Annotated in this window: 26 protein-coding genes; 11 read left to right on the top strand and 15 right to left on the bottom strand. The window is 69.2% G+C overall.

The genetic code is table 11. The annotated features are described in order from the left end of the window. The first annotated feature begins 10 nt into the window (after positions 1-10). The 9 genes from ACMV5O_RS06355 to ACMV5O_RS06315 all read left to right on the top strand — a co-directional run bounded on the left by ACMV5O_RS06355 (position 11) and on the right by ACMV5O_RS06315 (position 8,494). Positions 11-1,699 (top strand): nitrite/sulfite reductase, encoded by a 1,689-nt coding sequence (locus ACMV5O_RS06355; RefSeq protein ID WP_416162708.1) that lies wholly within the window; start codon positions 11-13, stop codon positions 1,697-1,699. Then, positions 1,692-2,252 carry a DUF934 domain-containing protein gene (locus tag ACMV5O_RS06350; RefSeq protein WP_416162707.1) on the top strand — a complete coding sequence of 187 codons (561 nt, stop codon included), beginning with the start codon at positions 1,692-1,694 and terminating at the stop codon, positions 2,250-2,252. Before ACMV5O_RS06355 ends, ACMV5O_RS06350 begins: the two co-directional genes overlap by 8 nt. Continuing rightward, the gene (locus ACMV5O_RS06345) at positions 2,252-3,022 is read left to right on the top strand and encodes a phosphoadenylyl-sulfate reductase (RefSeq protein WP_416162706.1); all 771 of its coding nucleotides are present in this window, start codon (positions 2,252-2,254) and stop codon (positions 3,020-3,022) included. Before ACMV5O_RS06350 ends, ACMV5O_RS06345 begins: the two co-directional genes overlap by 1 nt. Positions 3,023-3,026: 4 nt before the next feature. Further along, the gene (locus ACMV5O_RS06340) at positions 3,027-3,179 is read left to right on the top strand and encodes a hypothetical protein (RefSeq protein WP_324536936.1); all 153 of its coding nucleotides are present in this window, start codon (positions 3,027-3,029) and stop codon (positions 3,177-3,179) included. A 7-nt stretch (positions 3,180-3,186) separates the two neighbouring features. Then, positions 3,187-4,101, top strand: a complete 915-nt coding sequence (cysD, locus tag ACMV5O_RS06335; protein WP_416162705.1) for a sulfate adenylyltransferase subunit CysD — start codon at positions 3,187-3,189, stop codon at positions 4,099-4,101. A gap of 160 nt (positions 4,102-4,261) precedes the next feature. After that, complete coding sequence (cysN, locus tag ACMV5O_RS06330; RefSeq protein WP_416162704.1) at positions 4,262-5,542, top strand: sulfate adenylyltransferase subunit CysN; 1,281 nt, start codon at positions 4,262-4,264, stop codon at positions 5,540-5,542. Positions 5,543-5,632: 90 nt separating this feature from the next. Further along, the gene (locus ACMV5O_RS06325) at positions 5,633-6,040 is read left to right on the top strand and encodes an RNA-binding S4 domain-containing protein (protein ID WP_416162703.1); all 408 of its coding nucleotides are present in this window, start codon (positions 5,633-5,635) and stop codon (positions 6,038-6,040) included. Positions 6,041-6,185: 145 nt separating this feature from the next. After that, on the top strand, positions 6,186-7,730 hold the full coding sequence (locus ACMV5O_RS06320; RefSeq protein ID WP_416162702.1) for an NfeD family protein: 1,545 nt from the start codon (positions 6,186-6,188) through the stop codon (positions 7,728-7,730). Then, positions 7,730-8,494, top strand: coding sequence for a slipin family protein (locus ACMV5O_RS06315; RefSeq protein ID WP_416162701.1), 765 nt, complete (start codon positions 7,730-7,732; stop codon positions 8,492-8,494). Before ACMV5O_RS06320 ends, ACMV5O_RS06315 begins: the two co-directional genes overlap by 1 nt. 23 nt (positions 8,495-8,517) lie before the next feature. Here ACMV5O_RS06315 and ACMV5O_RS06310 read toward each other — a convergent pair whose 3' ends face one another. The 15 genes from ACMV5O_RS06310 to ACMV5O_RS06240 form a co-directional block, all read right to left on the bottom strand. Next, complete coding sequence (locus ACMV5O_RS06310; RefSeq protein WP_416162700.1) at positions 8,518-8,982, bottom strand: type II secretion system protein; 465 nt, start codon at positions 8,980-8,982, stop codon at positions 8,518-8,520. 4 nt (positions 8,983-8,986) lie between these two features. Next, positions 8,987-9,379 carry a type II secretion system protein gene (locus ACMV5O_RS06305; RefSeq protein ID WP_416162699.1) on the bottom strand — a complete coding sequence of 131 codons (393 nt, stop codon included), beginning with the start codon at positions 9,377-9,379 and terminating at the stop codon, positions 8,987-8,989. Between the two features lie 4 nt (positions 9,380-9,383). Then, a complete protein-coding gene (locus tag ACMV5O_RS06300; protein WP_416162698.1) occupies positions 9,384-9,860 on the bottom strand; it encodes a type II secretion system protein in 477 nt (158 codons plus the stop codon). Next, entirely contained in the window at positions 9,857-12,097 is a 2,241-nt protein-coding gene (locus ACMV5O_RS06295; RefSeq protein WP_416162697.1) for a secretin N-terminal domain-containing protein, read from the bottom strand. Before ACMV5O_RS06295 ends, ACMV5O_RS06300 begins: the two co-directional genes overlap by 4 nt. Positions 12,098-12,101: 4 nt before the next feature. Beyond that, a complete protein-coding gene (locus ACMV5O_RS06290) occupies positions 12,102-12,617 on the bottom strand; it encodes a hypothetical protein (RefSeq protein WP_324536915.1) in 516 nt (171 codons plus the stop codon). Continuing rightward, a complete protein-coding gene (locus tag ACMV5O_RS06285) occupies positions 12,614-13,168 on the bottom strand; it encodes a hypothetical protein (RefSeq protein ID WP_416162696.1) in 555 nt (184 codons plus the stop codon). Before ACMV5O_RS06285 ends, ACMV5O_RS06290 begins: the two co-directional genes overlap by 4 nt. Continuing rightward, entirely contained in the window at positions 13,165-13,722 is a 558-nt protein-coding gene (locus ACMV5O_RS06280; protein WP_416162695.1) for a hypothetical protein, read from the bottom strand. The genes ACMV5O_RS06285 and ACMV5O_RS06280 overlap by 4 nt, the downstream gene beginning before the upstream one ends. After that, the gene (locus tag ACMV5O_RS06275; RefSeq protein WP_416162694.1) at positions 13,719-14,471 is read right to left on the bottom strand and encodes a hypothetical protein; all 753 of its coding nucleotides are present in this window, start codon (positions 14,469-14,471) and stop codon (positions 13,719-13,721) included. The genes ACMV5O_RS06280 and ACMV5O_RS06275 overlap by 4 nt, the downstream gene beginning before the upstream one ends. Next, on the bottom strand, positions 14,452-16,170 hold the full coding sequence (locus ACMV5O_RS06270; protein WP_416162693.1) for a GspE/PulE family protein: 1,719 nt from the start codon (positions 16,168-16,170) through the stop codon (positions 14,452-14,454). The genes ACMV5O_RS06275 and ACMV5O_RS06270 overlap by 20 nt, the downstream gene beginning before the upstream one ends. After that, a complete protein-coding gene (locus tag ACMV5O_RS06265; RefSeq protein WP_416162692.1) occupies positions 16,167-17,342 on the bottom strand; it encodes a type II secretion system F family protein in 1,176 nt (391 codons plus the stop codon). Before ACMV5O_RS06265 ends, ACMV5O_RS06270 begins: the two co-directional genes overlap by 4 nt. 12 nt (positions 17,343-17,354) lie before the next feature. Further along, complete coding sequence (gspG, locus tag ACMV5O_RS06260; RefSeq protein WP_324536904.1) at positions 17,355-17,759, bottom strand: type II secretion system major pseudopilin GspG; 405 nt, start codon at positions 17,757-17,759, stop codon at positions 17,355-17,357. 138 nt (positions 17,760-17,897) lie between these two features. Continuing rightward, positions 17,898-18,773: an AEC family transporter gene (locus ACMV5O_RS06255; protein WP_416162691.1), complete on the bottom strand. Its 876-nt coding sequence runs from the start codon at positions 18,771-18,773 to the stop codon at positions 17,898-17,900. 84 nt (positions 18,774-18,857) lie between these two features. Beyond that, on the bottom strand, positions 18,858-20,192 hold the full coding sequence (hslU, locus tag ACMV5O_RS06250; RefSeq protein ID WP_416162690.1) for an ATP-dependent protease ATPase subunit HslU: 1,335 nt from the start codon (positions 20,190-20,192) through the stop codon (positions 18,858-18,860). Between the two features lie 10 nt (positions 20,193-20,202). Next, positions 20,203-20,739 (bottom strand): ATP-dependent protease subunit HslV, encoded by a 537-nt coding sequence (gene hslV, locus ACMV5O_RS06245; RefSeq protein WP_416162689.1) that lies wholly within the window; start codon positions 20,737-20,739, stop codon positions 20,203-20,205. A 40-nt stretch (positions 20,740-20,779) separates the two neighbouring features. After that, complete coding sequence (locus tag ACMV5O_RS06240) at positions 20,780-21,946, bottom strand: STAS domain-containing protein (protein ID WP_416162688.1); 1,167 nt, start codon at positions 21,944-21,946, stop codon at positions 20,780-20,782. Between the two features lie 188 nt (positions 21,947-22,134). Between ACMV5O_RS06240 and ybgC the strand changes: the two genes are divergently transcribed. Together ybgC and tolQ are read left to right on the top strand one after the other, a co-directional pair. Beyond that, positions 22,135-22,593, top strand: coding sequence for a tol-pal system-associated acyl-CoA thioesterase (gene ybgC / locus ACMV5O_RS06235; protein ID WP_416162687.1), 459 nt, complete (start codon positions 22,135-22,137; stop codon positions 22,591-22,593). Then, positions 22,590-23,258, top strand: coding sequence for a protein TolQ (gene tolQ, locus ACMV5O_RS06230; protein WP_416162686.1), 669 nt, complete (start codon positions 22,590-22,592; stop codon positions 23,256-23,258). The genes ybgC and tolQ overlap by 4 nt, the downstream gene beginning before the upstream one ends. Positions 23,259-23,273 lie beyond the last annotated feature (15 nt).

Genomic DNA, 23,273 nt, shown 5'->3' with positions numbered 1-23,273 from the left:
AGAGCCAGCCATGTACCAGTACGACGAATACGACCAGCGCATCGTGGATGAGCGTGTCGCCCAGTTCGCCGATCAGACCCGCCGCTACCTGGCCGGGGAGCTCAGCGAGGACGAATTCCGCCCGCTGCGCCTGCAGAACGGCCTCTACATCCAGCGCCACGCGCCGATGCTGCGCATCGCCGTGCCCTACGGCAACCTCAATTCGAAGCAGCTGCGCACCCTGGGTCACATCGCCCGTCGCTACGACCGCGGTTACGGCCACATCACCACGCGGCAGAACATCCAGTTCAACTGGCCGCGCCTGGAAGACGTGCCCGAGATCCTCGGCCTGCTCGCCGGCGTGCAGATGCATGCCATCCAGACCTCGGGCAACTGCATCCGCAACGTCACCTCCGACCCCTTTGCCGGCGTCGCCGCCGACGAGATCGTGGACCCGCGCCCGTGGTGCGAGATCCTGCGCCAGTGGAGCACCTTCCACCCCGAGTTCGCCTTCCTGCCGCGCAAGTTCAAGATCGCGGTCAACGGGGCGAAGGAGGACCGCGCGGTGATCCAGGTGCACGACATCGGCCTCGACGTCGTGCATAACGCCGCCGGCGAACTGGGCTTCCGCGTGCTGGTGGGCGGTGGCCTGGGCCGCACGCCGATCATCGGCGAGGAGGTCGCCGCCTTCGTGCCCTGGCAGCAGATCCTCAACTACTGCGAGGCCGTGCTGCGCGTCTACAACCTGCACGGCCGCCGCGACAACGCCTACAAGGCGCGCATCAAGATCCTGGTGAAGGCGCTCGGCGTGCCCGAGTTCGCGCGCCAGGTCGAGGAAGAGTTCGCCCGCCTCAAGGATGGCCCGTCCACGCTGACCCAGGCCGAGATCGACCGCGTCGCCAGCCGTTTCAACGATCCCGTACTGGGCGCGCTGGAAGCGGACACGGGCTACCGTGCCCGCCTCGCCGAGGACAAGGCCTTCGCCGCCTGGGCACGCCGCAACGTGCGCGCCCACCGCGTGCAGGGCTATGCCAGCGTGGTGCTGTCGCTCAAGCCCTACGGTGTGGCGCCGGGCGACCTCACCGCCGACCAGTTCGAAGCCGTCGCCGATCTGGCCGACCGCTACGCCTTCGGCGAGGTGCGCAGCACCCATGAGCAAAACATCGTCCTGGCCAGCGTGCGTGAGAGCGAACTGTTCGCGCTGTGGCAGGCGGCCCGTGCGATCGGCCTGGCGACGCCCAACATCGGCCTCCTGACCGACATCATTGCCTGCCCCGGCGGCGACTTCTGCGCGCTCGCCAACGCCAAGTCGATCCCGATCGCCAACGCCATCCAGGACCGCTTCGACAACCTCGACCACCTGTTCGACATCGGCGAGCTCGAGATCAACATCTCGGGCTGCATGAACGCCTGCGGCCACCACCACGTCGGCCACATCGGCATCCTCGGCGTCGATAAGAACGGTGCCGAGTGGTACCAGGTCACGATCGGCGGCGAGCAGGGCAACCAGGCCGCGCTGGGCAAGGTGATCGGCCCGTCCTTCGCCGCGGCCGAGATGCCCGACGTGATCAGCTCCCTGATCAACAACTACATCGACAACCGCCACGACGACGAGCGCTTCATCGACACCGTGCGCCGCATCGGGGTCGAATCCTTCAAGACCCGCGTGTATGCCGAACGCAGCGCGCGCCAGCAAGCCGGAGAGACCGCCCATGTCTGACATCATCAAGAACGGCCGCGTCCACGCCGACGAATGGACGGTGCTGCGCCTGGCCGAGGGCGCCAACGTGGATGAGGCCGCCACCGTCGCGCTGCCGCCGGGCCGCGTGATCGTGCCGCTGGCCGTGTGGCAGGCGCGTCGCAGCGAGTTGCTGGCGAAGGCCGAAGCCGGCGTGCTCGGCGTGTGGCTGGCCGGCAACGAAGACCCCGCCGCCCTCGCTGACGATCTGCTGCGCCTGCAGCTGGTCGCGATCGACTTCCCCAAGTTCGCCGATGGCCGCGGCTACTCGATCGCCACCTTGTTGCGCACCCGCCACGGCTACACCGGCGAACTGCGCGCCATCGGCGACGTGCTGCGCGACCAGTTCTTCTTCCTGCTGCGCTGCGGCTTTTCGGTGCTGCAGCCGCGCGAAGGCAGATACACGCCGGCGCAGCTCGAGGCGGCGCTCGCCAGCCTGCGCGACTTCTCCCAGCCCTACCAGGGCGCGGTCGACCGCCCGGAACCCTTGTTCCGCCGCCAGCCGCGCAACCCGCTGAACAAGGAGGCCGCCTGATGAACGCCAGCGTCTCCCTGCTGCGTCCGGGCGCCGGCAACCCGGCGACCCACCCGCAACTCACTGACGCCCTGCGCGCCACGGTCGGCGCCAAGGCGGCGGCAGCCCAGGCGCTGCTGCGCGAGGCCGTGGCCGAATTCGGCGACCAGGGCGAGCTCACCTTCGCCAACAGCTTCGGCGCCGAGGACATGGTGCTCACCGACCTCATCCTGGCGAACGCGCTGCCGATCGAGATCTTCTCGCTCGACACCGGTCGCCTGCCGGCCGAGACCTACACCCTGATCGGCGAGGTGGAGCGGCGCTACGCCACCAAGCTCAAGATCTACTTCCCGGACGCCACGGCGGTCGAGAGCCTGGTGCGCAGCCACGGCATCAACGCCTTCTACGACTCGGTCGAGCTGCGCAAGGCCTGCTGCGGTGTGCGCAAGATGGAGCCGCTGCGCCGCGCGCTGGCCGGCAAGAAGGCCTGGATCACCGGCCTGCGCGCCGCCCAGTCGGTCACCCGCGCCGGTCTGCCGCTGCGCGAGTTCGATTCCGCCAACGGTCTGCAGAAGCTCAACCCCTTGTCGGACTGGACGGAGACCGAGGTCTGGGCCTATATCCGAATCAACGAGGTCCCGTACAACGCGCTGCATGACCAGTTCTACCCCAGCATCGGCTGCGCGCCCTGCACGCGCGCGATCGCCGTCGGCGAGGATGTGCGCGCCGGGCGCTGGTGGTGGGAGAACCCCGAGTCCAAGGAATGCGGCCTGCACGTCAAGGAGGGCTGACACGATGAACGGCAAGCACCCTGCCCAGGCGGCGCACGGCACCGCCGTCGGCGCCCACCGCCGCAGCCTGCAACACCGCCTCGAAGCGCTGCGCGCCGGCCTGAAAGCCGCGCTGCGCGCCTTCCGCCCCCATCCGAACAAGCATCCGCAACGGTAATCACAACATGTCGACGCTGACCAAACAGACTCTGTCCCACCTCGACTGGCTCGAGGCCGAAGCCATCCACATCCTGCGCGAGGTCGCCGGCCAGTGCGCCAACCCGGTGCTGCTGTTCTCCGGCGGCAAGGACTCGATCTGCCTGCTGCGCCTGGCCGAGAAGGCCTTCCGGCCGGGCCGCTTCCCCTTCCCGCTGATGCACATCGACACCGGCCACAACTACAAGGAAGTGACCGACTTCCGCGACAAGCGCGCCGCCGAACTGGGCGAGCGCCTGATCGTGCGCTCGGTGGAAGACTCGATGGCGCGCGGCACCGTGGTGCTCAAGCACCCGGGCGAGTCGCGCAACAAGCACCAGTCGGTGACGCTGCTCGAGGCGATCGAGGAGTTCGGCTTCGACGCCTGCATCGGCGGCGCCCGCCGCGACGAGGAGAAGGCGCGCGCCAAGGAGCGCATCATGAGCTTCCGCGACGAGTTCGGTCAGTGGGATCCGAAGAACCAGCGCCCCGAGTTGTGGAACCTGTACAACGCGCGCAGCCACAAGGGCGAGAACATCCGGGCGTTTCCGATCAGCAACTGGACCGAGCTCGACGTGTGGCAGTACATCCAGCGCGAGCAGCTGGAGTTGCCGTCAATCTATTTTGCACATGTGCGCCCGGTGGTGCGCAAGAGTGGACTTTTGCAGCCGGTGACGGACCTGACGCCGGCGCAGGACGGCGACGTGGTCGAGGACGTGCTGGTGCGCTTCCGCACCGTGGGCGACATCACCTGCACGGCGCCGGTGGAATCCGATGCGGATACGGTGGAGAAGATCCTCGCCGAGACGGCGACCACCACGATCACCGAGCGTGGCGCGACGCGGATGGATGACCAGACTTCCGAGGCGTCGATGGAGCAGCGGAAGAAGGAAGGGTATTTCTGATTTTGGGGTGTTGGTGATCGACGGTTCGTTGCGGGGACGCGCACGGGGAATTTCTTCCGGGGCTGCGGAAGAAATTCCCGGCAGCGCCCCGGCGGATCGCAGGCACCCACGCCTCGCCAGCAACCGAATTTGACGAAGAAAGATTGAAGGAATCATGACCATGTCCGCCCCTGAACACCTGCCCGAGATCGACAACGGCCTGCTGCGCTTCCTGACCTGCGGCAGCGTCGATGACGGCAAGAGCACCCTGATCGGCCGTCTGCTGTTCGACACCAAGACCATCCTCGCCGACACCCTCAACGCCATCGAAAAAACTTCCGCCAAGCGCGGGATGAGCGCGGTCGACCTGTCGCTCCTCACCGACGGCCTGCAGGCCGAGCGCGAGCAGGGCATCACCATCGACGTCGCCTATCGCTACTTCTCCACCGGCCGGCGCAAGTACATCATCGCCGACGCCCCCGGCCACGAGCAGTACACCCGCAACATGGTGACCGCCGCGTCCACCGCCAACCTCGCCATCATCCTCATCGATGCGCGCAAGGGCGTGCTCACGCAGACCCGCCGCCACTCCTACCTCGCCAGCCTGGTCGGCATCCCGCACCTGGTGGTCGCGGTCAACAAGATGGACCTGGTGAACTACGACCAGGCGGTGTTCGAGCGCATCAAGGCCGACTACCTCGCCTTCGCCGGCAGGCTCGGCATCGCGGACGTGCGCTTCATCCCGATCTCGGCGCTGGAAGGCGACATGATCGTGGACCGCGGCGAGCGCCTGGGCTGGTACCAGGGTCCGACCCTGCTCGACATCCTCGAGAACGCCCCCGCCGCCCACACCGAGCAGGCCGAGGACTTCCGCTTCCCGGTGCAGTTCGTGTGCCGACCGCAGGACTCGGCCAACCCCGAGCTGCACGACTACCGCGGCTTCATGGGCCGGGTCGAATCGGGCGAGATCGCCGTCGGTGACGCGGTCACGGTGCTGCCTTCGGGTTCCACCAGCCGCATCAAGCGGATCGAGATCGGCGGCGAGAGCCTGCCGCGCGCCATCCACGAGCAGTCGGTCAGCCTGCTGCTCGAGGACGAGATCGACATCTCGCGCGGCGACCTCATCGTCAAGTCGAGCGAGGCGCCCGAGCCGGTCAAGCAGATCGACGCCACCGTGTGCTGGCTGTCCGAGACGCCGCTGTCGCCGGCGCGCACCTACCTCGTGCGCCACACCACCCGCGAGGTGAAGGCCAAGCTGGCGAAGATCGACTACCGGCTGGACGTGAATACGCTCGAGCATGAAGCCGCCGCCGGCCTGGCGATGAACGACATCGCCCGCGTCACCCTCAAGCTCGCGCAGCCGATCGTCGCCGACCGCTACAGGGACAACCGCGCCACCGGCGCCTTCATCATCATCGACGAGAGCACCAACAACACGGTGGGCGCCGGCATGATCGGCTGACCGGCCCGCTGGAAAGCCCGTTTTGCACGCGCGCGCGGCGCTGCCGATAATGTCGGCAGCGCCGTTTCCTTTCCTGCTCCTCTTCCATTCATGCCCGCCCCCGACGCCCTATCCGCCGACGCCGCCCGCACCCGCCTCGACAAGTGGCTGTGGGCCGCGCGCTTCTTCAAGCATCGTACCGGCGCCACCGAGGCGGTCGATGGCGGCAAGGTCAAGCTCAACGGCTTGGCGGTGAAGCCGGCCCGCGAGGTGAAGGTCGGCGACCGGCTCGACATCACCATCGGCGAGGACACGCGCACCGTGATCGTGCGCGCCATCGCCGACAAGCGCGGCTCGGCCACGGTCGCGCAGACGCTGTACGAGGAGACCGCCGAGAGCATCGAGGCGCGCGAGCGCGCCCGCGAACTGCGCAAGTTTGCCGCCACGCCCGGCGCCGACCTGCATGGCCGCCCGACCAAGCGCGACCGGCGCAAAATGGATCGCTTCGGCGGTTACTGAAGCCGCGACCCGACCTCGTCCGACGAGGCGCGCAGGCGCATGCGCCGGGCCGAGTTTGTTGGCGCGAACTTGTCCGCGCCATCTACACTCGGACTCACAGGGCCGGCAGCAGGGTTCGGCGGCGCAGGACGACGAAGGAGGCGAGATGACGACAAGCGCATTCAGGCTCATGCGAAGCTTCTTCAGCCTGGTGCTGATCGTCCTTGCCCTGTCGATGGCGCTGGCAGGCGCGTTGACGGCGCAGCCGGCAGGCGGCGCACTGGTGCTGCGCGTCGAGGGCGCCATCGGCCCGGCGAGCGCGGACTACATCCGCAAGGGCCTGGCACACGCAGCCGACGCCGGGGCGCAACTGGTGGTCATCGAGCTCGACACCCCGGGCGGGCTCGACACCTCGATGCGCGCGATCATCAAGGACATCCTCGCCTCACCCGTGCCAGTGGCGACCTTCGTCGCGCCCGAAGGGGCGCGCGCCGCAAGCGCCGGCACCTACATCCTGTACGCCAGCCACATTGCCGCGATGGCGCCGGCGACCAACCTGGGCGCCGCCACGCCGGTGGCGATCGGCATCGGCGGCCCCCAGCCGGGACGGACCTCACCGCGCGAGGCGCCGCCGGCCGGGCAGGCAGGCGCGGATGATCAGGAGGGCGCAGAGGCGAAGCACGCCAAGGAGGCGTCCGGGTCAGAGGACGGCAGTGGCACCGACCCGCGCCCGCCCGCCCCGCCCGCAGCCGCGGGCTCCCGACCGCAGACCACCACACCCGCGGACGCCATGGCGGCCAAGTCGATGTCCGACGCCACCGCCTACATCCGCAGCCTGGCGCAGTTGCGCGGGCGCGACGTCGACTTCGCCGAGCGCGCGGTGCGCGAGGCCGCCAGCCTGTCGGCCGAGGAGGCACTGGCCGCGGGGGTGATCGACGTCATCGCCTTCGACACCGCCGAGCTGCTGAAAAAGCTCGACGGCCGCGAGGTCGCCGTGCTCGACGGCACGCGCACCCTGGCCACCGCCGGCCTCGCCGTCGAGCGCCTGGAGCCCGACTGGCGCAACCGCGTGCTGGCGGCGCTCGCCAACCCGCAGGTGGCGCTGATCCTGATGATGATCGGCATGTACGGACTGTTCTTCGAATTCACCTCGCCCGGCTTCGGCGTGCCCGGCGTGGCGGGCGCAATCTCGCTGCTGATCGCGCTCTATGCCTTCCAGCTGCTGCCGGTGAACTGGGCCGGCGTGCTGCTGCTGGCGGTGGGCGCGGCGCTGATGCTGGCCGAGGCCTTCCTGCCCAGCTTCGGCGTGCTGGGCGTGGGCGGCATCATCGCCTTCGTGGTCGGCGGCCTGTTCCTGATGGATGCGGACGTGCCCGGCTTCGGCATCCCGCTCGCGCTCATCGTCGGCATGGCGCTGGCGAGCGCGGCCATCATCATCGCCATCGGCACCTTCGCTGCGCGCAGCCATCGCCGCCCGGTGGTCAGCGGCAGCGAGGAGATGCTCGGCGCGCTCGGCACTGTCGGCGCCCCCGCCGAAGGCGGCGGCTGGTGGATCCACGTGCACGGCGAGACCTGGCGCGCGCGCAGCCCGCAGCCACTCGTCCCGGGCAGCCGCGTCCGCGTCCAGGGCATCGACGGCCTCACCCTCGAGGTCGTCCCGGCCGAGAGCCCAACCGATTCATCCCACATCTACCCGGGGAGTACATCGTGATGATCGACCTTCAATTCGGCTTTGCGCCGCTGGTCCTGCTGCTGATCTTCCTCATCATTGCCGCGCTGAAGATCCTGCGCGAGTACGAGCGCGGCGTCATCTTCATGCTCGGCCGCTTCTGGCGGGTGAAAGGTCCCGGCCTGGTGATCGTGATCCCCGGCCTGCAACAGATGGTGAAGGTGGACCTGCGCGTGGTGACCATGGACGTGCCTTCGCAGGATGTCATCTCCAGGGACAACGTGTCGGTCAAGGTCAATGCGGTGGTCTACTTTCGCGTCGTCGACCCGCAGCGGGCGATCATCCAGGTCGAGGACTACTTCAACGCGACCAGCCAGCTCGCGCAGACGACGTTGCGCGCGGTGCTCGGCAAGCACGAGCTCGACGAGATGCTGTCCGAGCGCGAGAAGCTCAACACCGACGTGCAGCAGATCCTCGACGCCCAGACCGACGCCTGGGGCATCAAGGTCGCCAACGTCGAGATCAAGCATGTGGACCTCAACGAGACCATGGTGCGCGCCATCGCCCGCCAGGCCGAGGCCGAGCGCGAGCGGCGCGCCAAGGTGATCCACGCCGAGGGCGAGAAGCAGGCCGCCGAGACCCTGCTCGAAGCCGCCCAGATGCTGTCGCGCGACCCGGCGGCGATGCAGCTGCGCTACCTGCAGACGCTGACCCAGGTGGCGGGCGACAAGAGCTCGACGCTGGTGTTTCCGGTGCCGGTGGATCTGCTGGGCAAGCTGATGGGGTCGGGCTCAGGCAAGCCCTGAGCCCTGATGCGCGCGGCAGCGACTCAATCCACCACCGGCCTGAACACCCACTCCGCATAGCCCGCCGCGCTTGCCGCGACGTCGCCCAGCTCGGGCGGAAAGCCGTCGCGACGGATCGGCGCCTGGGTCGACAGGCTATGCACGCCGAGGATGGCGTTGCCGTCGCGCTCGACGCCCCACTCGGTCGTTCCGGTCATCGGGTCGCGATACACCTTGCGCAGATGGCGGCGCGGCGTGGGCCAGCGCTTGTCCTCGACGAGCTGGGCGAGTTCGGTGGGCCGCGAGGGCGTGCCGACCGGGGTTTCGCGCGCGTAGCTGGCAAGCGCGCGGGCCATCTCGGCGCCGATGGCGATCAGCTCCGCCTCGCGCTCACGCTGGGTGACCTGCTGCCAGACCACGCCGGTACGGGCGACGAACAGGCCCATGCCGGCGACCAGGAACAGCACCAGCAGATAAGTGTAGCCACGCTGGCCGGCGCGCAGGCCCATCGTGCTACCACTCGGCAAAGGGTCGGCCGTTGCGTCCGCTGCCGCGCGCGCCGCTGCGCACGTCCCACACCCCGCTGTCGGCGGGATCCGGCGGCGGCACCAGCTCCCAGGTCTGGGCCGACTCGGTCATCGGGTCGACAGGCAGCTTGCGCAGGTAACGCTTGTCGACCAGCTCGTTGAGCGTGGCGGGGTACTTGCCGGTGTCGGCGCGAAACTTGTCGATTGCGTCACGCATGACCTCCAGCGACTGCGCCAGCGCCTTCTCGCGCGCGCTGTCGACCTGGCCGAAATAGCGCGGCGCGGCGATGCTGAGCAGGGTGGCGATGATCGCCATCACCACCAGCAGCTCGATCAGGGTGAAGCCGCGGCGCAGCGCCGGCGGCACGAAGCGGGTCATGCGCTCACCATTCCTTGTAGGGCACGCCGTTGAGCCCGGTGCGCTCGGACAGCGAATGGATGTCGAACACGTCCTGACCCTCGCGCGGCGCATCGGGCGGGCTGGCGTAGCTGCGCCGGCCCCAGCTGCGTTCGGGCTCGACGCTGGGGTCGGTGTGCATCGGGTCGCGCGGCAGGCGGCGCAGGAAGTAGATGCGCCGGCCCTCGTCGTCCTTGACGTCGGGCACGCCCTCGACCAGCACGCGCAGGTTGGGCGGATAGCCCGAGGCGCCGGTCTTCTGCTCGATGCGGCCTTGGTCATAGGCGGCCTTGTAGGCGTCGAGCGCGTTGCGCACCTGGCGCAATGCGGTGCGCAGCTCCGACTCCTTGCTGCGCTGCGCAGCCAGTTCGGCCAGCGGCAGCACGCCGGCAGCGAGCACGCCGATGATGGCCAGGGTGACCACCAGTTCGATCAGCGTGAAGCCTCGCGCGCGCCGCGTCATGGGGCAAGGATGTTGACCGCGGCCGCGCCGGCGGCCGGAGCCGGCACCTGGCGCCCGCCGAGGTCGAAGATCAGACCATTGATGCGCACGTTGGCCGCGCCGGTGGCCCCTTCCTTGACCTTGAAGCCGATTGGCACCGTCGTCGGCAGGTTGCCTGCGGGCAGCGCGGTGGTCGCCTGGCCGTTCTCGGACGGCGCGAAGCCGACCGGCTCGAGGCGCTCGACGTCGTAGTCGAACTCGATCAGCACGCCGTTGTGGCCGCCGCGGCCATCGAGCTTGAGCGACAGCGTCAGGGCGCCGCCCGCGACGGCGCTGTCGGGCGCGGCCAGATCGACCACCACGCTGCCGGGGTCGAACTCGGCTGCGCCCGACGGCAGCAAGGACGTCGCCGCCACGCTTGCCGCGGCAGCCGCAACCCCGGGCTGGCCGGTGCCGCTCACCAGCAGGCTCTCCGGCGCCATCGGTCCAATGCGCAGCGGCGCCGCGCCGACCAGGGCCTCGGTGCCGGCGGCGAGGTCGTCGCGGGTGAAGGCGGGGGCGACGATGTTGCGCACGATGCGCGGGGTGATCAGCAGCACGATCTCGGTGCGCGCCGCCTGGTCGCGCTCGGACGAGAACAGGCGTCCCACCACCGGCAGGTCGCCCAGGCCGGGCAGGCGCAGGTTGCTGCCGCGCTCCTCGTCGTTGATGAGTCCGGCCAGCACCTGGGTCTCACCGTGCTTCAGGCGCAGCGTGGTCGCGGCGCTGCGAGTGCCGATCTGGTAGGCGAGCGAGCCTTCGGGGCCGGGCACCTCGCGCACGATGTTGCTGACCTCGAGCGCGACCTTGATCGCCACCTCGTCATCCAGCGTGACGCTCGGCTCGACGTCGAGCTTGAGACCGACGTCCAGATAGCTCACGGACGCCGCCACACCGACGTTGGCGGTCGACGTGGTGGTGAACACCGGCACCTTCTCGCCGATATGCACCTTGGCCTCGGCGCGGTTCTTGACCCGGATGCGCGGGTTGGCGAGCAGCGTGGTGTCGCCGTCCTCGGCGCGCAGGCGCAGCACCGCCGCCGGGTTGGACACGAAGGGCACCAGCCCGCCGGTGTCGTTGAGCTTGATGACACCCTCGCGCAAGGGGCCGACGTTCTGGCCGTCGATCGCGCCCCAGCCGATCTGCTGCGGAAACTCGAGGCCGATCTTGCGCAGCGTGCTGCGGCTCACCTCCAGCACCTCGACCTCGAGCATCACCTCCGGCTCGGCGACGTCGAGCGCGGCGACCAGGCGCTCGGCCAGGCGCATCGCCTCGGGCGTGTCCTTCATCACCAGCAGGTTGAGCTTCTCGTCGATGAAGACGTCACGCGTCTTCACCACCTGCTTGATGAGATTGAGCGCCTGCTTCACGTCGGCGTTGGCGAGGTAGAAGCTACGCGACACCAGCTCCTGGTATTCGCGCTGCTTGGCCGGCGTGGCCGGGTAGATCAGCACCGAATTGGCGTTGAGCAGCTTGCGCTCGATCTGCTGGGTGGCGGTGAGCAGCTTGATGACCTCGTCGACCGAGGTGTCGCGCACGAACAGGCTGACCAGGGCGTCGTCGCGCACGTCGCTGTCGAACACGAAGTTGAGCCCGGCCGCGCGCGACAAGGCCTCGAACACCACGCGCAGCGGGGCATCGCGGAACTGCAGGTTCACCTTCTTCGTCAGCGGCCCGGCCAGCGAGGCGATCGGGGGCTGCAGCAGGCGACGCTCGTCGAGCTCGCGCAGCAGGCGGCGGGCACGGGTGTTGGCGGGGGATTCGGCCAGCACGGAGCGCACCAGGCGCTCAGCGTTGGCGCTGTCGCCGCGCACATAGGCGGCCTCGGCCTCGTCCAGGCGCTGCAGCCGCCGACGCTCGTCGGTCAGGGTGTCGAGGCCGCTACGGGCGCGGGCATTGGCTGGATCGACACTGAGCACTTCGCGGTACAGGCGCTCGGCCTGCTCGAACTGGGCGAAGGCGCGTGCGCGCTCGGCCTCGCCGAGCCAGCCGACCGCGAGCGCGTCACGCCGGGCCAGGTAGCGCGCGCGCAGGTCGGCGTTGCGCGGCTCGGCGACGACGGCCTCGCCAAGACGGCGTAGCTCGGCGACCGGATCCGCCTCCACTGCGGCGTCGTGCGGCATCGCCGGCAGCGGCGTGGCGCAGCCGGCGAGCAAACCGGCGGCGGCGAGCGCCACTGCGCTGAGCGCATGCAGCTTCTTCAGTCGGGATGTCTTCATCTTCTCAGTCCTGCCCGGTCTCGAGCACCTGCCGCTCCTGCATCGGCAGATAGGTGAATTCGATCTGTGTCTGCGTCACGCGCTCGACACGGTAGTGCTCGCCGATGCGCTCGCGCACGCCCACCAGATGGAGCTCTTCGCCTTCCATCAGCATCACCGTGCGGCGGCCGCCGCGCTCAATGCTGCCGATGAAGGTGAACGGCAGCGGCGGTGCGCTCGGTGCCACGGCAAGCGGCACCCCCTGGTTCAGTTGCGCCTGCACGCCCGCCGCAGGCTGCAGCAGGTCGGAAGCGGACGCCGGCCAGGGCTCGCGCACGATCGCGAGCGCCCCCCCGGCCTGCGCTGCGACCTCGCCCGCACGGTCGCGCACGGCTGCGGATGCGGGCACGGGTGTGCGCGCGGAGCGGACCACCGGCGCGGCCACCTCCGCCTCGCCGCTGTCCTCGACCTGCGCAGCCCACCACGTCGCCGCCAGCGTCGCGATCAGCGCTGCCGCCATTCCCCACTGTCGCGGCTTCATGGCGCCCCCCGGTTCACGAATACCAGTAGGCGCAGTTCCCCCTCGACGAAGTCGCTGCGCGCATCCGCGCGTCGCAGCGCGATCGCCTCCAGCGCCACATGCGGTGCGGTGGCGATGAGCTCGGACAGCCAGCCGTAGAGCGCACCGTATTCGGCGCGCACCGGCAGGCTCAGTGCGACTCGTAGCAGCGGCGCGCCCGCCTCCTCACTGACACGGTAGTCGCTGCGGTCAACATCGATGCCATGGGTCTCGGCCTGCACCTGCAGCGCGGCAAGCAGGGCGGGCAGCTCACTGCGGGGCGGGAAGCCCTGGTAGAAGGCCTGCAGGGTATGGCGGTCGATGCCGGTCGGCGCCGCACGCGCCGGCGTGTCGCCGCCGAGCAGCACGGCGCGTTCGGCGCCGAGCGCCGCACGGCGCGTCTCGATGTCGCTCGCAGCTTGCTGGTCCACCGCCACGGCCAGTGCGAGCAGCAAGCCTCCGCAAGCCCCCGCCCAGCCGGCGCCGCGGAAAGCCCGGCGCAAGGCTTCGCGCACACGCAGCATCCGTTTCATGGCGCCGTCCTCCAGTGCGCGGTGAGGATGAAGCGCACCACCATCTGCGGGCCCTGTGTCACCCACTCATGGCTGTCGATGCGGGCCTCGCGCAGTGCGGCGGTGCGCTGCAGCTTCTCCACATAGGCAAACGCCGCCTCCACCGATTGCGCCTCGCCGGTCATGCGCAGCGTGCCGCGCCCGGCGTCGCCCTGCAGGTCGAGCACCGCCAGCTCGGGATGGCGGGCGCGGTCGAGGTCGGCGAACAGCGCAGCCCAGTCGGCATTGAGCACGCCCGCGACGCGCTGCGCGGGTTCACGCTCTTCGGGCGTAGCTGGCGTGCCGGTGCGCGCCGCCTGCTGCGGACGCGAGTCGCGCAATTCCGCGCGTAGCCTCGCGGTCAGCGCCTCGCGCTCGGCGAGCTCGGCCTGGGCGGCCTGCCAGTCGTAGGCCGCCAGGCCGAGCGCCGCCGCGCCGATCGCAAGCAGCAGCCAGCCAGGCAACCGCGGCCGGCGACGACGCGGCGGCGCGAAATCGAGCTCGATCGTGGCTGGCGCGTTGGAGAAAAGCTTCATGCCGGCAGCTCCACATCGACCCGCCGCCAGGCGACGGGCGGGCTGCCGGCAAAGCCTGCGGCATAGACCACACCCCCCGGCTGCGTGCCCTCCACGGCCTGCTCGGCGGAGCTGGGGTGGGGGCCGGCATCGCGCATCCAGGCCTCGAGCATCAGACGCAGCGCCGCGGCACCGTCGTCGCGCACCGCCTGGCTGCGCACGCCGGCCCAGGTTCCGCCCGACCACATGCCGACCGTGAGTCGGCCGTCGCACAGCAGGGCAAGCGCAGCGTAGACGCCATCGACCTCGTCGAAGCGCCGGCGCAAGACGTTGTAGGCAGTGATGAAATCCCCCGCAATGCCCTCGAGCAGGCAGCCGTGGCGTGCTGCGAAGCCCTGCGCCGCAGCCACCACCGCGGCAGGTGCGGCGCAGGCGAGCGCCGGCAGGTCGAACGCATCGCGGTCCGCCGCCAGCACCCAGTCCGGGGCGCCGACGCCATGTACCTCAGCGAAGCGATGGGCGAGGAAGGCGGCACGTTCGGCCGGACCGCGCACGCCTTGCGGCCAGCGCACCACCAGGTAGCGCAGCCAGGCATCGCCGAGCCGTACCCTCAGGCGCCGTCCGCGCAGCGCGCCGGCGGGTTGCAGGCGCTCGAGCGCCGCACCCGGCAACGCGCCATCGAGCGCGCAGCGCACCTGACCGCCGGGACCCTGCAGCACCCAGGCCTCGCGCTCGAGCCGAAGCCGGACTTCAGCCGTGGAGCGTGACACGGTTCAGTTCCTCCAGCGTGGTCTCGCCCGCAGCGACGAGTTCGATCACCGCCGCGCGCAGGTTGCGGAAGCCGCGCCGTGATGCGGCCTCGCGTACGGCACGGGCGGGCGCACGGGCAAGGATCAGCTCACGCACCTCGTCGTCGAGCAGCAGCACCTCGGCCACCGCGCGCCGGCCGCGGTAGCCCGAGCCCCGGCAGTGGCCGCAGCCGTGGCCGGCACGGAAGCGGAAGGCGGACACGTCGCCCAGAGCGGAGTCGGCCACCAGCGCGCGGTCGGGCACCACGTCCTCGCTGCAGTGCGGGCAGTTGATGCGCACCAGGCGCTGGGCGACGACGCCGTTCAACGCGGCGACCAGGTTGTAGGGGTCGATGCCCATGTGCATGAAGCGGCCGATGACGTCGAAGACGTTGTTGGCATGCACCGTGGTGTAGACCAGGTGGCCGGTGAGCGCGGCCTGGATGGCGATCTCGGCGGTCTCGCCGTCGCGGATCTCGCCCACCATGATGCGGTCGGGGTCGTGGCGCAGGATGGAGCGCAGGCCGCGGGCGAAGGTGAGGCCCTTCTTCTCGTTCACCGGAATCTGCAGCACGCCGGCGAGCTGGTACTCGACCGGGTCCTCGATGGTGATGACCTTGTCCGTGCCACGGTTGGTCTCGCCCAGCACCGCGTACAGCGTGGTGGTCTTGCCGCTGCCGGTGGGGCCGGTGACGAGCAGCATGCCGTAGGGCTCGTTGGCGAGCCGCCGCAGCACGTGGCGGGCCTCGGCATCGAAGCCGAGCACTTCCAGGCTGAGCCCGCTCATCTCGCGGCTCAGGTGTTCCTTGTCGAGTACGCGCAGCACCGCGTCCTCGCCGTGGATGCTGGGCATGATGGAGACGCGGAAGTCGATCTCGCGCCCGCCCGCCTGGGCCTTGAAGCGGCCGTCCTGCGGCACGCGGCGTTCGGCGATGTCGAGCTCGGCCATCACCTTCAGGCGCGAGATCGCCTGTTCGGCCAGGTCCGCCGCCGACACCGTGCCGACGCGCGACAGCACGCCGTCGATGCGGTACTTGATGACCAGGCCGCCGGGCTGGGACTCGAGGTGGATGTCGCTCGCGCCCTGCTTGAGCGCGTCGTAGAGCGTGGAGTTGACCAGCTTGACCACCGGGCTGGCGCCGGCAGTGATGCGTTGCAGCGACAGGTCCTCGACCTCGCCACCGCCACCGGTTTCCTGGCGCGCCTCGTCCAGGCCGGCGGCGCGCCGCACCTGATCCTCGTGGCGGGCGAGGCAGGCGGAGAGGTCGTCGCGGTCGGCGATCGCCAGTTCGAAGGGTTCGATCAACCGCGCGGCCAGGCCGTCGAGCAGGTCGTTGTCGAAGGGGTTGGCGAGCACCAGCACCAGGCCGCCGGCTTCGTCGCGCAGCGCGACGCATTCGTGGCGCACCGCGGTCTCGAAGCCGACCGCGGCAAAGTCGGGCGTGCGTGCCATCAGCGCGGCGTGGCCGAGCACCGGCAGGCCGCAGGTGGCGGCGATGCGGGCGAGACGCTCGGCGGCATCGGGCACGCGCTCGGCCAGGGCGTCGAGCAGGCGGGCGCCGGCCGCGCGCGCCGCCGCGAGCTCCGCGGCCGAGTACGCGCGCGCCGCCATCGCCGGGTCGGGCACGCTGGCGCCCGGGGCGATGGAAGGCTCGTGACGGATCTCGGGCGTGACGCTCATCCGATGCTCTCCGCAAGCTGGAAGATGGGCAGGTACATCAGCACCACGATCAGGCCGATCGCGCCGCCGATCACCAGCATCAGCACCGGGCCGAACAGGCGGGTGAGCCATTCGATCTCACGCGCAGTGTCTTCTTCGTGGAACTCCGCCGAACGGGTGAGCATCTCGCCGAGGTTACCGGCGCGCTCGCCGACCGCGAGCATGCGCTGCGCCACCGGCGTCGCCAGCCCGCAGGCGGCGAGCGTGGCGGTGAAGGGCTGGCCCTCGCGCACGCGCTCGATGGCGAGCTCGAGGCTGGCGCGCAGCGTCGGCGACAGCAGGCCGGACACCATGCGCAGCGCCGCCACCGCCGGGATGCCGCCCGACAGCAGCATGCCCAGCGTGCGGTAGAAGCGTGCGAGCTCGAAGGCGCGCAGGCGCTCGCCGATGCCCGGCGTGCGCCAGGCCTGACGCCCCACCGCGGCCCATACCGCGTCGCTGCGCGCCGCCAGTACGAGGGCGGCGATCAGCGCCAGCAGCGCGCCGCCCATCGCCAGCGCATGGGTCTCGACCAGCCGCCCCCAGTCGAGCAGCAGCTGCGACAGCCAGGGCAGATCGCTGCCGACGTCCTCATAGATGTGCGAGAAGCGCGGCACCACGTAGCCGAGCAGGAACAGCACCACCAGCCCGCCGACGCCGATCAGCAGCGCCGGGTAGATCGCCGCGCTTACGAGCTTGTCGCGCAGCGTGTCGACCTGCTGCTGGTAGGCGACGTAGCGCTCAAGCGCGCGCTCGAGGTCGCTGGTACGCTCGGCGGCGCGGATCATGGCCACATAGAGATCGGGAAAGGCCTGGCGCGCGCGCTCGAGGGCGCGCGACAAGGGCTGCCCCTCGCGCAGCGCGGCGACGATGTCGGACAGCACGCTGCGCACGGGCGTGCGCGTCTCCTTCTCGGACAGCGCGATCACCGCCTCGGCGAGCGGAATGCCGGCCCGCAGCAGGGCGAGCAACTCCTGGTTGAACAGCAGCAGCGGAAAGCGCGCCCGCCCGCCGCCGCGCCCTGCGCGCGCGAGCGAGAGCACGGCCAAGCCGCGGCCGGCGGCGAGCACGCGCGCCTCGGCTTCGGAGGGGGCGTCGAGTTCGGTTTCGACGACCCGCGCGTCGGCGGCGATCGCCTTGACCCGGTAGCGCATCGGTGACTCAGCTCACCAGTTGGTGACGTCGGCGTTGCTACCCTCTCCGCCGGGCTGACCGTCCGCGCCGTAGGAAAAAATGTCGTACTCGCCGTGCTCGCCCGGGTGGCGGTAGCGATAGGGGCTGCCCCAGGGATCGACCGGCACCGACTTGCGCAGATAAGGCCCCTGCCAGCGCGACTCGCCCGCAGGCGCCGCCATCAAGGCGTCGAGCCCCTGCTCGGTGCCCGGATAGCGGCCGACATCGAGGCGATACTGGTCGAGCGCCTTCTCGAAGGCATCGACCTGGGCGCGCGCGGTGTTTACCTCGGACTTGCCGATCTGCGAGAAAAAGCGCGGTCCGACATAGCCGGCGAGCAAGCCGATGATCACCATCACCACCAGCAGTTCGAGCAGGGTAAAGCCGCGTTGCCTCATGATCCGCATCATCCTCGCAGTCTGTCGGTCGCCCGCAGCAGCAAGGGCGCGGGCCAGGTGCGATAGCCTGCCAGCGGATTGTTACGGTTTCGATCACATGACAGTCATTTTTCCGACCGCACTGCCATGTTTCGCGCGCTAGTCGAGGACCAGGGCGAGCGCCAGCGGCAGGAACACGATCGCGGCGAGGTTGCCGATCAGCACCATCGAAGCCACCTTGTCCGGCTCCTGACTGTAGCGTTCGGCGAACATGAAGTTCAGCACGGCCGGCGGCAAGGCGCCGAACACCAGCACGAGCGCCTGCTCGCGCGCCGGCAGGTCGATGAACTGAAGCACCATCCACGACAGCGCGAGCCCGACCAGCGGGCGCGCCACCGCACCGAACATGCCGACGCCGACCGCGCCGATGCGGGATTCGGCCAGGCGCACGCCGAGCCCGAACAGCATCAACGGAATCGAGATCTCGCCGAGCATGCGGATCGCGGTGAGCAGCGGCGGCCACACCTCGAAATGGGTGAGGCTGACCGACAGCCCGAGCGCCGTCGCCATCACCGAGGGCACCCGCCACAGCATGTAGAAGCGCACCCGATGGTCGAGCAGCCAGGCGCCGAAGGAGAAGTGGATCAGGTTCGACACCATGAACATCACCACCATCGGCGCCAGCGCCGCCTCGCCGAAGGCCAGCACGGCAAGCGGCAGGCCGAGGTTGCCGCAGTTGTTGAACATCATCGGCGGCACCAGGGTCTTCGGCTGGATGCCGGTCAGCCTGGCCAGCCCCCAGCCGGCCAGGCCGGCGCCGACCATCATCAGCGTGGAAGCAAGAATCAGCGGCATGAAGGCGCCGACGTCGAAGGCCTTGTTCGCCAGCGCGGCAAACACCAGCGCCGGCACGAACACGTCCATGTTGAGCTTGTTGGCCTGCGACAGGTCCGGCTTCATCCGGCGGCCGACGAAATAGCCCAGCGCGGTGATCGAAAACAGCGGAAAGAGAATCTCGACGATTCGCAGCAGCATCAAAGCCTACCTTGCTTCGCACATGACAAATCAAAACGGGCCGGACGTCGCCGCCGGCCCGCGGGTTGGAACGCGAGGACTGCGTTACAGCACGTAGCGCGCGAGATCCTCGCGCTGCGCGAGCATGTCGAGACGGCCATCGACGTAGCCGGCATCGACCACCACTTCGGCCAGCGTGCCCTTGCCGGCCTCGAAGGAGACCTCCTCGAGCAACTTCTCCATCACCGTGTACAGCCGGCGCGCACCGATGTTCTCGGTCTTCTCGTTGACCTGATAGGCGATCTCGGCCAGGCGCCGGATGCCGTCGGCGGTGAAGCTCAGGCTCACCCCATCGGTGGCGAGCAGGGCCTCGTACTGGCGGGTGAGGCAGGCGTCGGTGCTGGTCAGGATGCGGGCGAAGTCTTCCACCGACAGCGACTCGAGCTCGACCCGGATCGGAAAGCGGCCCTGCAGCTCGGGGATGAGGTCGGACGGCTTGGACAGGTGGAAGGCACCACTGGCGATGAACAGGATGTGATCGGTCTTGATCATGCCGTACTTGGTCGAGATCGTCGTGCCCTCGACCAGCGGCAGCAGATCGCGCTGCACCCCCTGCCGGGACACGTCGGCGCCGTGCACGTCGCTGCGCGCGGCGATCTTGTCCACCTCATCGAGGAACACGATGCCGTTCTGCTCGACCGCGCGCACCGCCTCGAGCTTGACCTCCTCGTCGTTGATCAGGCGCGCGGCCTCTTCGTCGGCGAGCAGCTTCAGCGCCTCGCGGATCTTGAGCTTGCGCTGCTTCTTCTTGCCGCCGCCGAGGTTCTGGAACATGCCCTGGATCTGCTGGGTGAGCTCTTCCATGCCGGGCGGGGCGAAGATCTCGGCGCTCATCGACGGCGCGGCGACCTCGATCTCGATCTCCTTGTCGTCGAGCTCGCCCTCGCGCAGCTTCTTGCGGAATTTCTGCCGGGTGCCGGAATCCTGCGCCGGCTCGGGCTCGGCATTGAAACCGACTGGGCGCGCCGGCGGCAGCAGCGCGTCGAGCACGCGATCCTCGGCGGCATCGAGGGCGCGGTCGCGTACCGACTTCATCGCGCGCTCACGGCCGTCCTTGATCGCGATCTCCATCAGGTCGCGGATGATGGTGTCCACATCGCGGCCGACATAGCCGACTTCGGTGAACTTGGTCGCCTCGATCTTGATGAAGGGCGCGTTGGCCAGGCGCGCCAGGCGGCGCGCGATCTCGGTCTTGCCGACGCCGGTGGGGCCGATCATCAGGATGTTCTTGGGCGTGATCTCGCTCCTCAGCGGCTCATCGACCTGCGCACGCCGCCAGCGGTTGCGCAATGCGATGGCGACGGCCTTCTTGGCCTTGTCCTGGCCGACGATGTGCTTGTCGAGTTCGGAGACGATCTCCGGCGGGGTCATCTGGGTCATGCGTTCGGCCTCAGTCCAGCACTTCGATGGTGTGGTGGTGATTGGTGTAGATGCACAGGTCGCCAGCGATGGTGAGCGCCTTGGCGACGACGTCCTTGGGATCGAGCTCGGTGTTCTCGATCAGCGCGCGCGCCGCCGCCTGCGCATAGGCGCCGCCACTGCCGATGGCGACGATGCCCTGCTCGGGCTCGAGCACATCGCCGTTGCCGGTGATCACCAGCGAATGTTCGCGGTCGGCCACCGCCAGCATGGCCTCGAGCCGGCGCAGCATGCGATCGGTGCGCCAGTCCTTGGCGAGTTCGACCGCGCTGCGCAGCAGGTTGCCCTGGTGCTTGTCGAGCTTGGCCTCGAAGCGCTCGAACAGGGTGAAGGCGTCCGCCGTGCCGCCGGCGAAACCGGCCAGGATCTGGCCGTTGTAGAGCGTGCGCACCTTGCGCGCCGAGGCCTTGATGACGATGTTGCCGAGGGTGACCTGGCCATCCCCACCGAGGGCGACGCGCTTGCCGCGCCGCACCGACAGGATGGTGGTGCCGCGATATTGTTCCATGATGATTCTCCGCCGGCCGGGCGCCGGCGCCTTCAAGTGATCATTGGCGCAAGGTGACGTGCGCGACCTGGTCCACGCTCATGACGCGCAGCAAGGCCGCGACCATGGCATTGACATTGACGAGACTGACGAGTTTACCCTGGGCCTGCAGCGTCGCGAGAATGTTGAACAAGGTGCCGGCGCAGACGAAGTCGATGCGGCGCAGGCGCGCGCAATCGATGCGCACCTGGCGGCGGTCGGCGGCGAAGCCCGCAAGTCGCTTGAGGGTGTCGCTGGAGGTGCCGCTGAGCTCGCCCTCGAAACAGAATCCGTCGGGCTCGGTCGTCGCGGGCGCTGGAGTGGGCGCCTCGCGCAGCGCGGCGGTCGCGCTACGGCACTCCCAGGACGGCGGCGACTCCTCGAAGGTCACGGCATAATCGACCGCGAGGTTCTCGAAGCGCGCCTGGTCGTCGGCGTACTGCAACAGCTCGAGCAGCATCAGCCAGGTGTCGCGCTCCTGCGCCTTGCCCACCACGAGCCGCTTGCCGAGCACCTCGGCGAGCGGCTCGACATTGAGCAGCGTGACCTTCACCCGATCCGCCGCGAGTTCGCCCAGCAGGCGCCGCCACACCCCACAGCCGGCGTCATCGACGCCACGCACGCGACCGACGTCGAGACGCACGGCGCCCCTTCGGCGCCCCAGCGCCGCGACCTGTTGAAACTGCTTTGCGGCCTGTGCCGTCAGCTGTCCGGTGAGATTGATCAGCGGCGGCAGCCCGCTGCGCGCCCGCCCGCCGGCGGCAGAGAGATCGACCCAGGGCGGTGGCGAGCGCTCGAAGCGCGTCGCGTAGTCGAGCACACGCGATTCGAAGCCCTGCTTGTTGCCAGCCAGCCGATAGAGATCGAGCAGCATCAGCCACACGCCCTCGCCGACCTCGGCGTGCTCGCCGTCCACCATCGCCTCGAGCAACGCGAGCGCCTCGCCATCGTTTCCATTGGCATAAAGCACCGCTGCCTCCTCGAAAGCCGCGCCGATGCCGCTGCCCACCTCCTGCACCTCGACCAGGCCGGCCGCCCGCGCCAGGCCGCGGCCATGGTCGGTGGCGGAGAAGTCGAGCCCCGACAGCTCGGTCGGTGGCGGCACACCGTCTGCGGCATGCGCACGCTCAACGGCCCCGCCCAGAGGCTCGGCGGACGTCGGTTTCTTGCCGAAGAAGGGAAGTGCCACGTCTGTTTTCCTGCGCTCTCAAGACCCGATCGCTGGAGCCTTCATGCCTGCGCCAGCGGCGACCGAAAAACAATAGTATTTTTGGAAAAATGCTTGTGCAACAAGTATTAAGCTCGGACAGCAAAAACAATCATCAACATTTGAAACAGGCAGTGCACCGCCCGTGCGCGCTCGGCTAGAATGCTGCGATGCAACCGAAGACGAGTCGCAACTGCGCGCCGGCCACAAGCCCGCCCGCGTCTGCGCCAGCCCACAGCCTACGCCTGAGAGTCTATTACGAAGACACCGACGCCGGTGGCGTCGTGTATTACGCGAATTATCTCAAATACTGCGAGCGCGCCCGCACCGAGTGGCTGCGGGCACTCGGCATCGCCCAGCAAGCCCTGCTCGATACCTCGGGCATCGGCTTCATGGTGCGCTCGGTCCAGGCCGAATACCTGTCCTCGGCACGACTGGACGACGAACTCACGGTCGCGAGCCATATCCAAGGCCTGCGTCGCGCCAGCATCGTGTTCGACCAGCAGGTGAGGCGCGGACACGAGGTCTTGTTCACCGCCCGCACCCTGGTCGCCAGCATCGACATGCATCGCCACAAACCCACTGCCATCCCGGCCCATCTGCACGCCCTTCTCGAAAGCCAAGCATGACCGTCACTCAAGATCTCTCCATCCTCAGCCTCATCAGCGAGGCGAGCGTGCTCGTGCAGCTCGTCATGGCCCTGCTCGCCGGGCTGTCCCTGGTGTCGTGGTACTGGATCTTCCGCAAGTCCTTCCAGATTCGCCAGGCGCGCAGCGAGACCGAGAGCTTCGAGCGTGACTTCTGGAGCGGCGGCGACCTCAATACGCTCTACGACGCCGCCAGCCGCCACCAGGCCGACGGCATGGAGCGGATCTTCGAGGCGGGCTACCGCGAATTCACCAAGCTGCGTGCAAAGGGCCACGACCACGGCGCCACGCTCGACGGCGCGCGGCGTGCGATGCGGGCCACCTACCAGCGCGAGGTCGACGACCTCGAGGCTCATCTCGCCTTCCTCGCTTCGGTCGGCTCGGTGTCACCGTACATCGGCCTGCTCGGCACGGTGTGGGGCATCATGAACTCCTTCCGCGGCCTGGCCAGCGTCGGCTCGGCCACCCTCGCCCAGGTCGCACCCGGTATCGCCGAGGCCCTGGTCGCCACCGCGATCGGCCTGTTCGCCGCGATCCCGGCGGTCGTCGCCTACAACCGCTTCGCGCACGATATCGACCGCCTGGGCATCCGCTTCGAGAGCTTCATGGAGGAGTTCTCCAACATCCTGCAGCGCAACCTGCGCTGACCGGTCCGGAGACGT

It is taken from the genome of Thauera sp. WH-1, from assembly GCF_047806685.1.
Classification (GTDB): Bacteria; Pseudomonadota; Gammaproteobacteria; order Burkholderiales; family Rhodocyclaceae; genus Thauera.
This window is presented reverse-complemented; position numbering and strand designations above follow the sequence as displayed.

What these genes read in the sequence shown, in the direction of transcription:
- ACMV5O_RS06355 (WP_416162708.1), top strand. Translation starts at nt 11, where the DNA reads ATGTACCAGTACGACGAATACGACCAGCGCATCGTGGATGAGCGTGTC.
- ACMV5O_RS06350 (WP_416162707.1), top strand. Translation starts at nt 1,692, where the DNA reads ATGTCTGACATCATCAAGAACGGCCGCGTCCACGCCGACGAATGGACG.
- ACMV5O_RS06345 (WP_416162706.1), top strand. Translation starts at nt 2,252, where the DNA reads ATGAACGCCAGCGTCTCCCTGCTGCGTCCGGGCGCCGGCAACCCGGCG.
- ACMV5O_RS06340 (WP_324536936.1), top strand. Translation starts at nt 3,027, where the DNA reads ATGAACGGCAAGCACCCTGCCCAGGCGGCGCACGGCACCGCCGTCGGC.
- cysD (WP_416162705.1), top strand. Translation starts at nt 3,187, where the DNA reads ATGTCGACGCTGACCAAACAGACTCTGTCCCACCTCGACTGGCTCGAG.
- cysN (WP_416162704.1), top strand. Translation starts at nt 4,262, where the DNA reads ATGTCCGCCCCTGAACACCTGCCCGAGATCGACAACGGCCTGCTGCGC.
- ACMV5O_RS06325 (WP_416162703.1), top strand. Translation starts at nt 5,633, where the DNA reads ATGCCCGCCCCCGACGCCCTATCCGCCGACGCCGCCCGCACCCGCCTC.
- ACMV5O_RS06320 (WP_416162702.1), top strand. Translation starts at nt 6,186, where the DNA reads ATGACGACAAGCGCATTCAGGCTCATGCGAAGCTTCTTCAGCCTGGTG.
- ACMV5O_RS06315 (WP_416162701.1), top strand. Translation starts at nt 7,730, where the DNA reads ATGATCGACCTTCAATTCGGCTTTGCGCCGCTGGTCCTGCTGCTGATC.
- ACMV5O_RS06310 (WP_416162700.1), bottom strand. Translation starts at nt 8,982, where the DNA reads ATGGGCCTGCGCGCCGGCCAGCGTGGCTACACTTATCTGCTGGTGCTG.
- ACMV5O_RS06305 (WP_416162699.1), bottom strand. Translation starts at nt 9,379, where the DNA reads ATGACCCGCTTCGTGCCGCCGGCGCTGCGCCGCGGCTTCACCCTGATC.
- ACMV5O_RS06300 (WP_416162698.1), bottom strand. Translation starts at nt 9,860, where the DNA reads ATGACGCGGCGCGCGCGAGGCTTCACGCTGATCGAACTGGTGGTCACC.
- ACMV5O_RS06295 (WP_416162697.1), bottom strand. Translation starts at nt 12,097, where the DNA reads ATGAAGACATCCCGACTGAAGAAGCTGCATGCGCTCAGCGCAGTGGCG.
- ACMV5O_RS06290 (WP_324536915.1), bottom strand. Translation starts at nt 12,617, where the DNA reads ATGAAGCCGCGACAGTGGGGAATGGCGGCAGCGCTGATCGCGACGCTG.
- ACMV5O_RS06285 (WP_416162696.1), bottom strand. Translation starts at nt 13,168, where the DNA reads ATGAAACGGATGCTGCGTGTGCGCGAAGCCTTGCGCCGGGCTTTCCGC.
- ACMV5O_RS06280 (WP_416162695.1), bottom strand. Translation starts at nt 13,722, where the DNA reads ATGAAGCTTTTCTCCAACGCGCCAGCCACGATCGAGCTCGATTTCGCG.
- ACMV5O_RS06270 (WP_416162693.1), bottom strand. Translation starts at nt 16,170, where the DNA reads ATGAGCGTCACGCCCGAGATCCGTCACGAGCCTTCCATCGCCCCGGGC.
- ACMV5O_RS06265 (WP_416162692.1), bottom strand. Translation starts at nt 17,342, where the DNA reads ATGCGCTACCGGGTCAAGGCGATCGCCGCCGACGCGCGGGTCGTCGAA.
- gspG (WP_324536904.1), bottom strand. Translation starts at nt 17,759, where the DNA reads ATGAGGCAACGCGGCTTTACCCTGCTCGAACTGCTGGTGGTGATGGTG.
- ACMV5O_RS06255 (WP_416162691.1), bottom strand. Translation starts at nt 18,773, where the DNA reads ATGCTGCTGCGAATCGTCGAGATTCTCTTTCCGCTGTTTTCGATCACC.
- hslU (WP_416162690.1), bottom strand. Translation starts at nt 20,192, where the DNA reads ATGACCCAGATGACCCCGCCGGAGATCGTCTCCGAACTCGACAAGCAC.
- hslV (WP_416162689.1), bottom strand. Translation starts at nt 20,739, where the DNA reads ATGGAACAATATCGCGGCACCACCATCCTGTCGGTGCGGCGCGGCAAG.
- ybgC (WP_416162687.1), top strand. Translation starts at nt 22,135, where the DNA reads ATGCAACCGAAGACGAGTCGCAACTGCGCGCCGGCCACAAGCCCGCCC.
- tolQ (WP_416162686.1), top strand. Translation starts at nt 22,590, where the DNA reads ATGACCGTCACTCAAGATCTCTCCATCCTCAGCCTCATCAGCGAGGCG.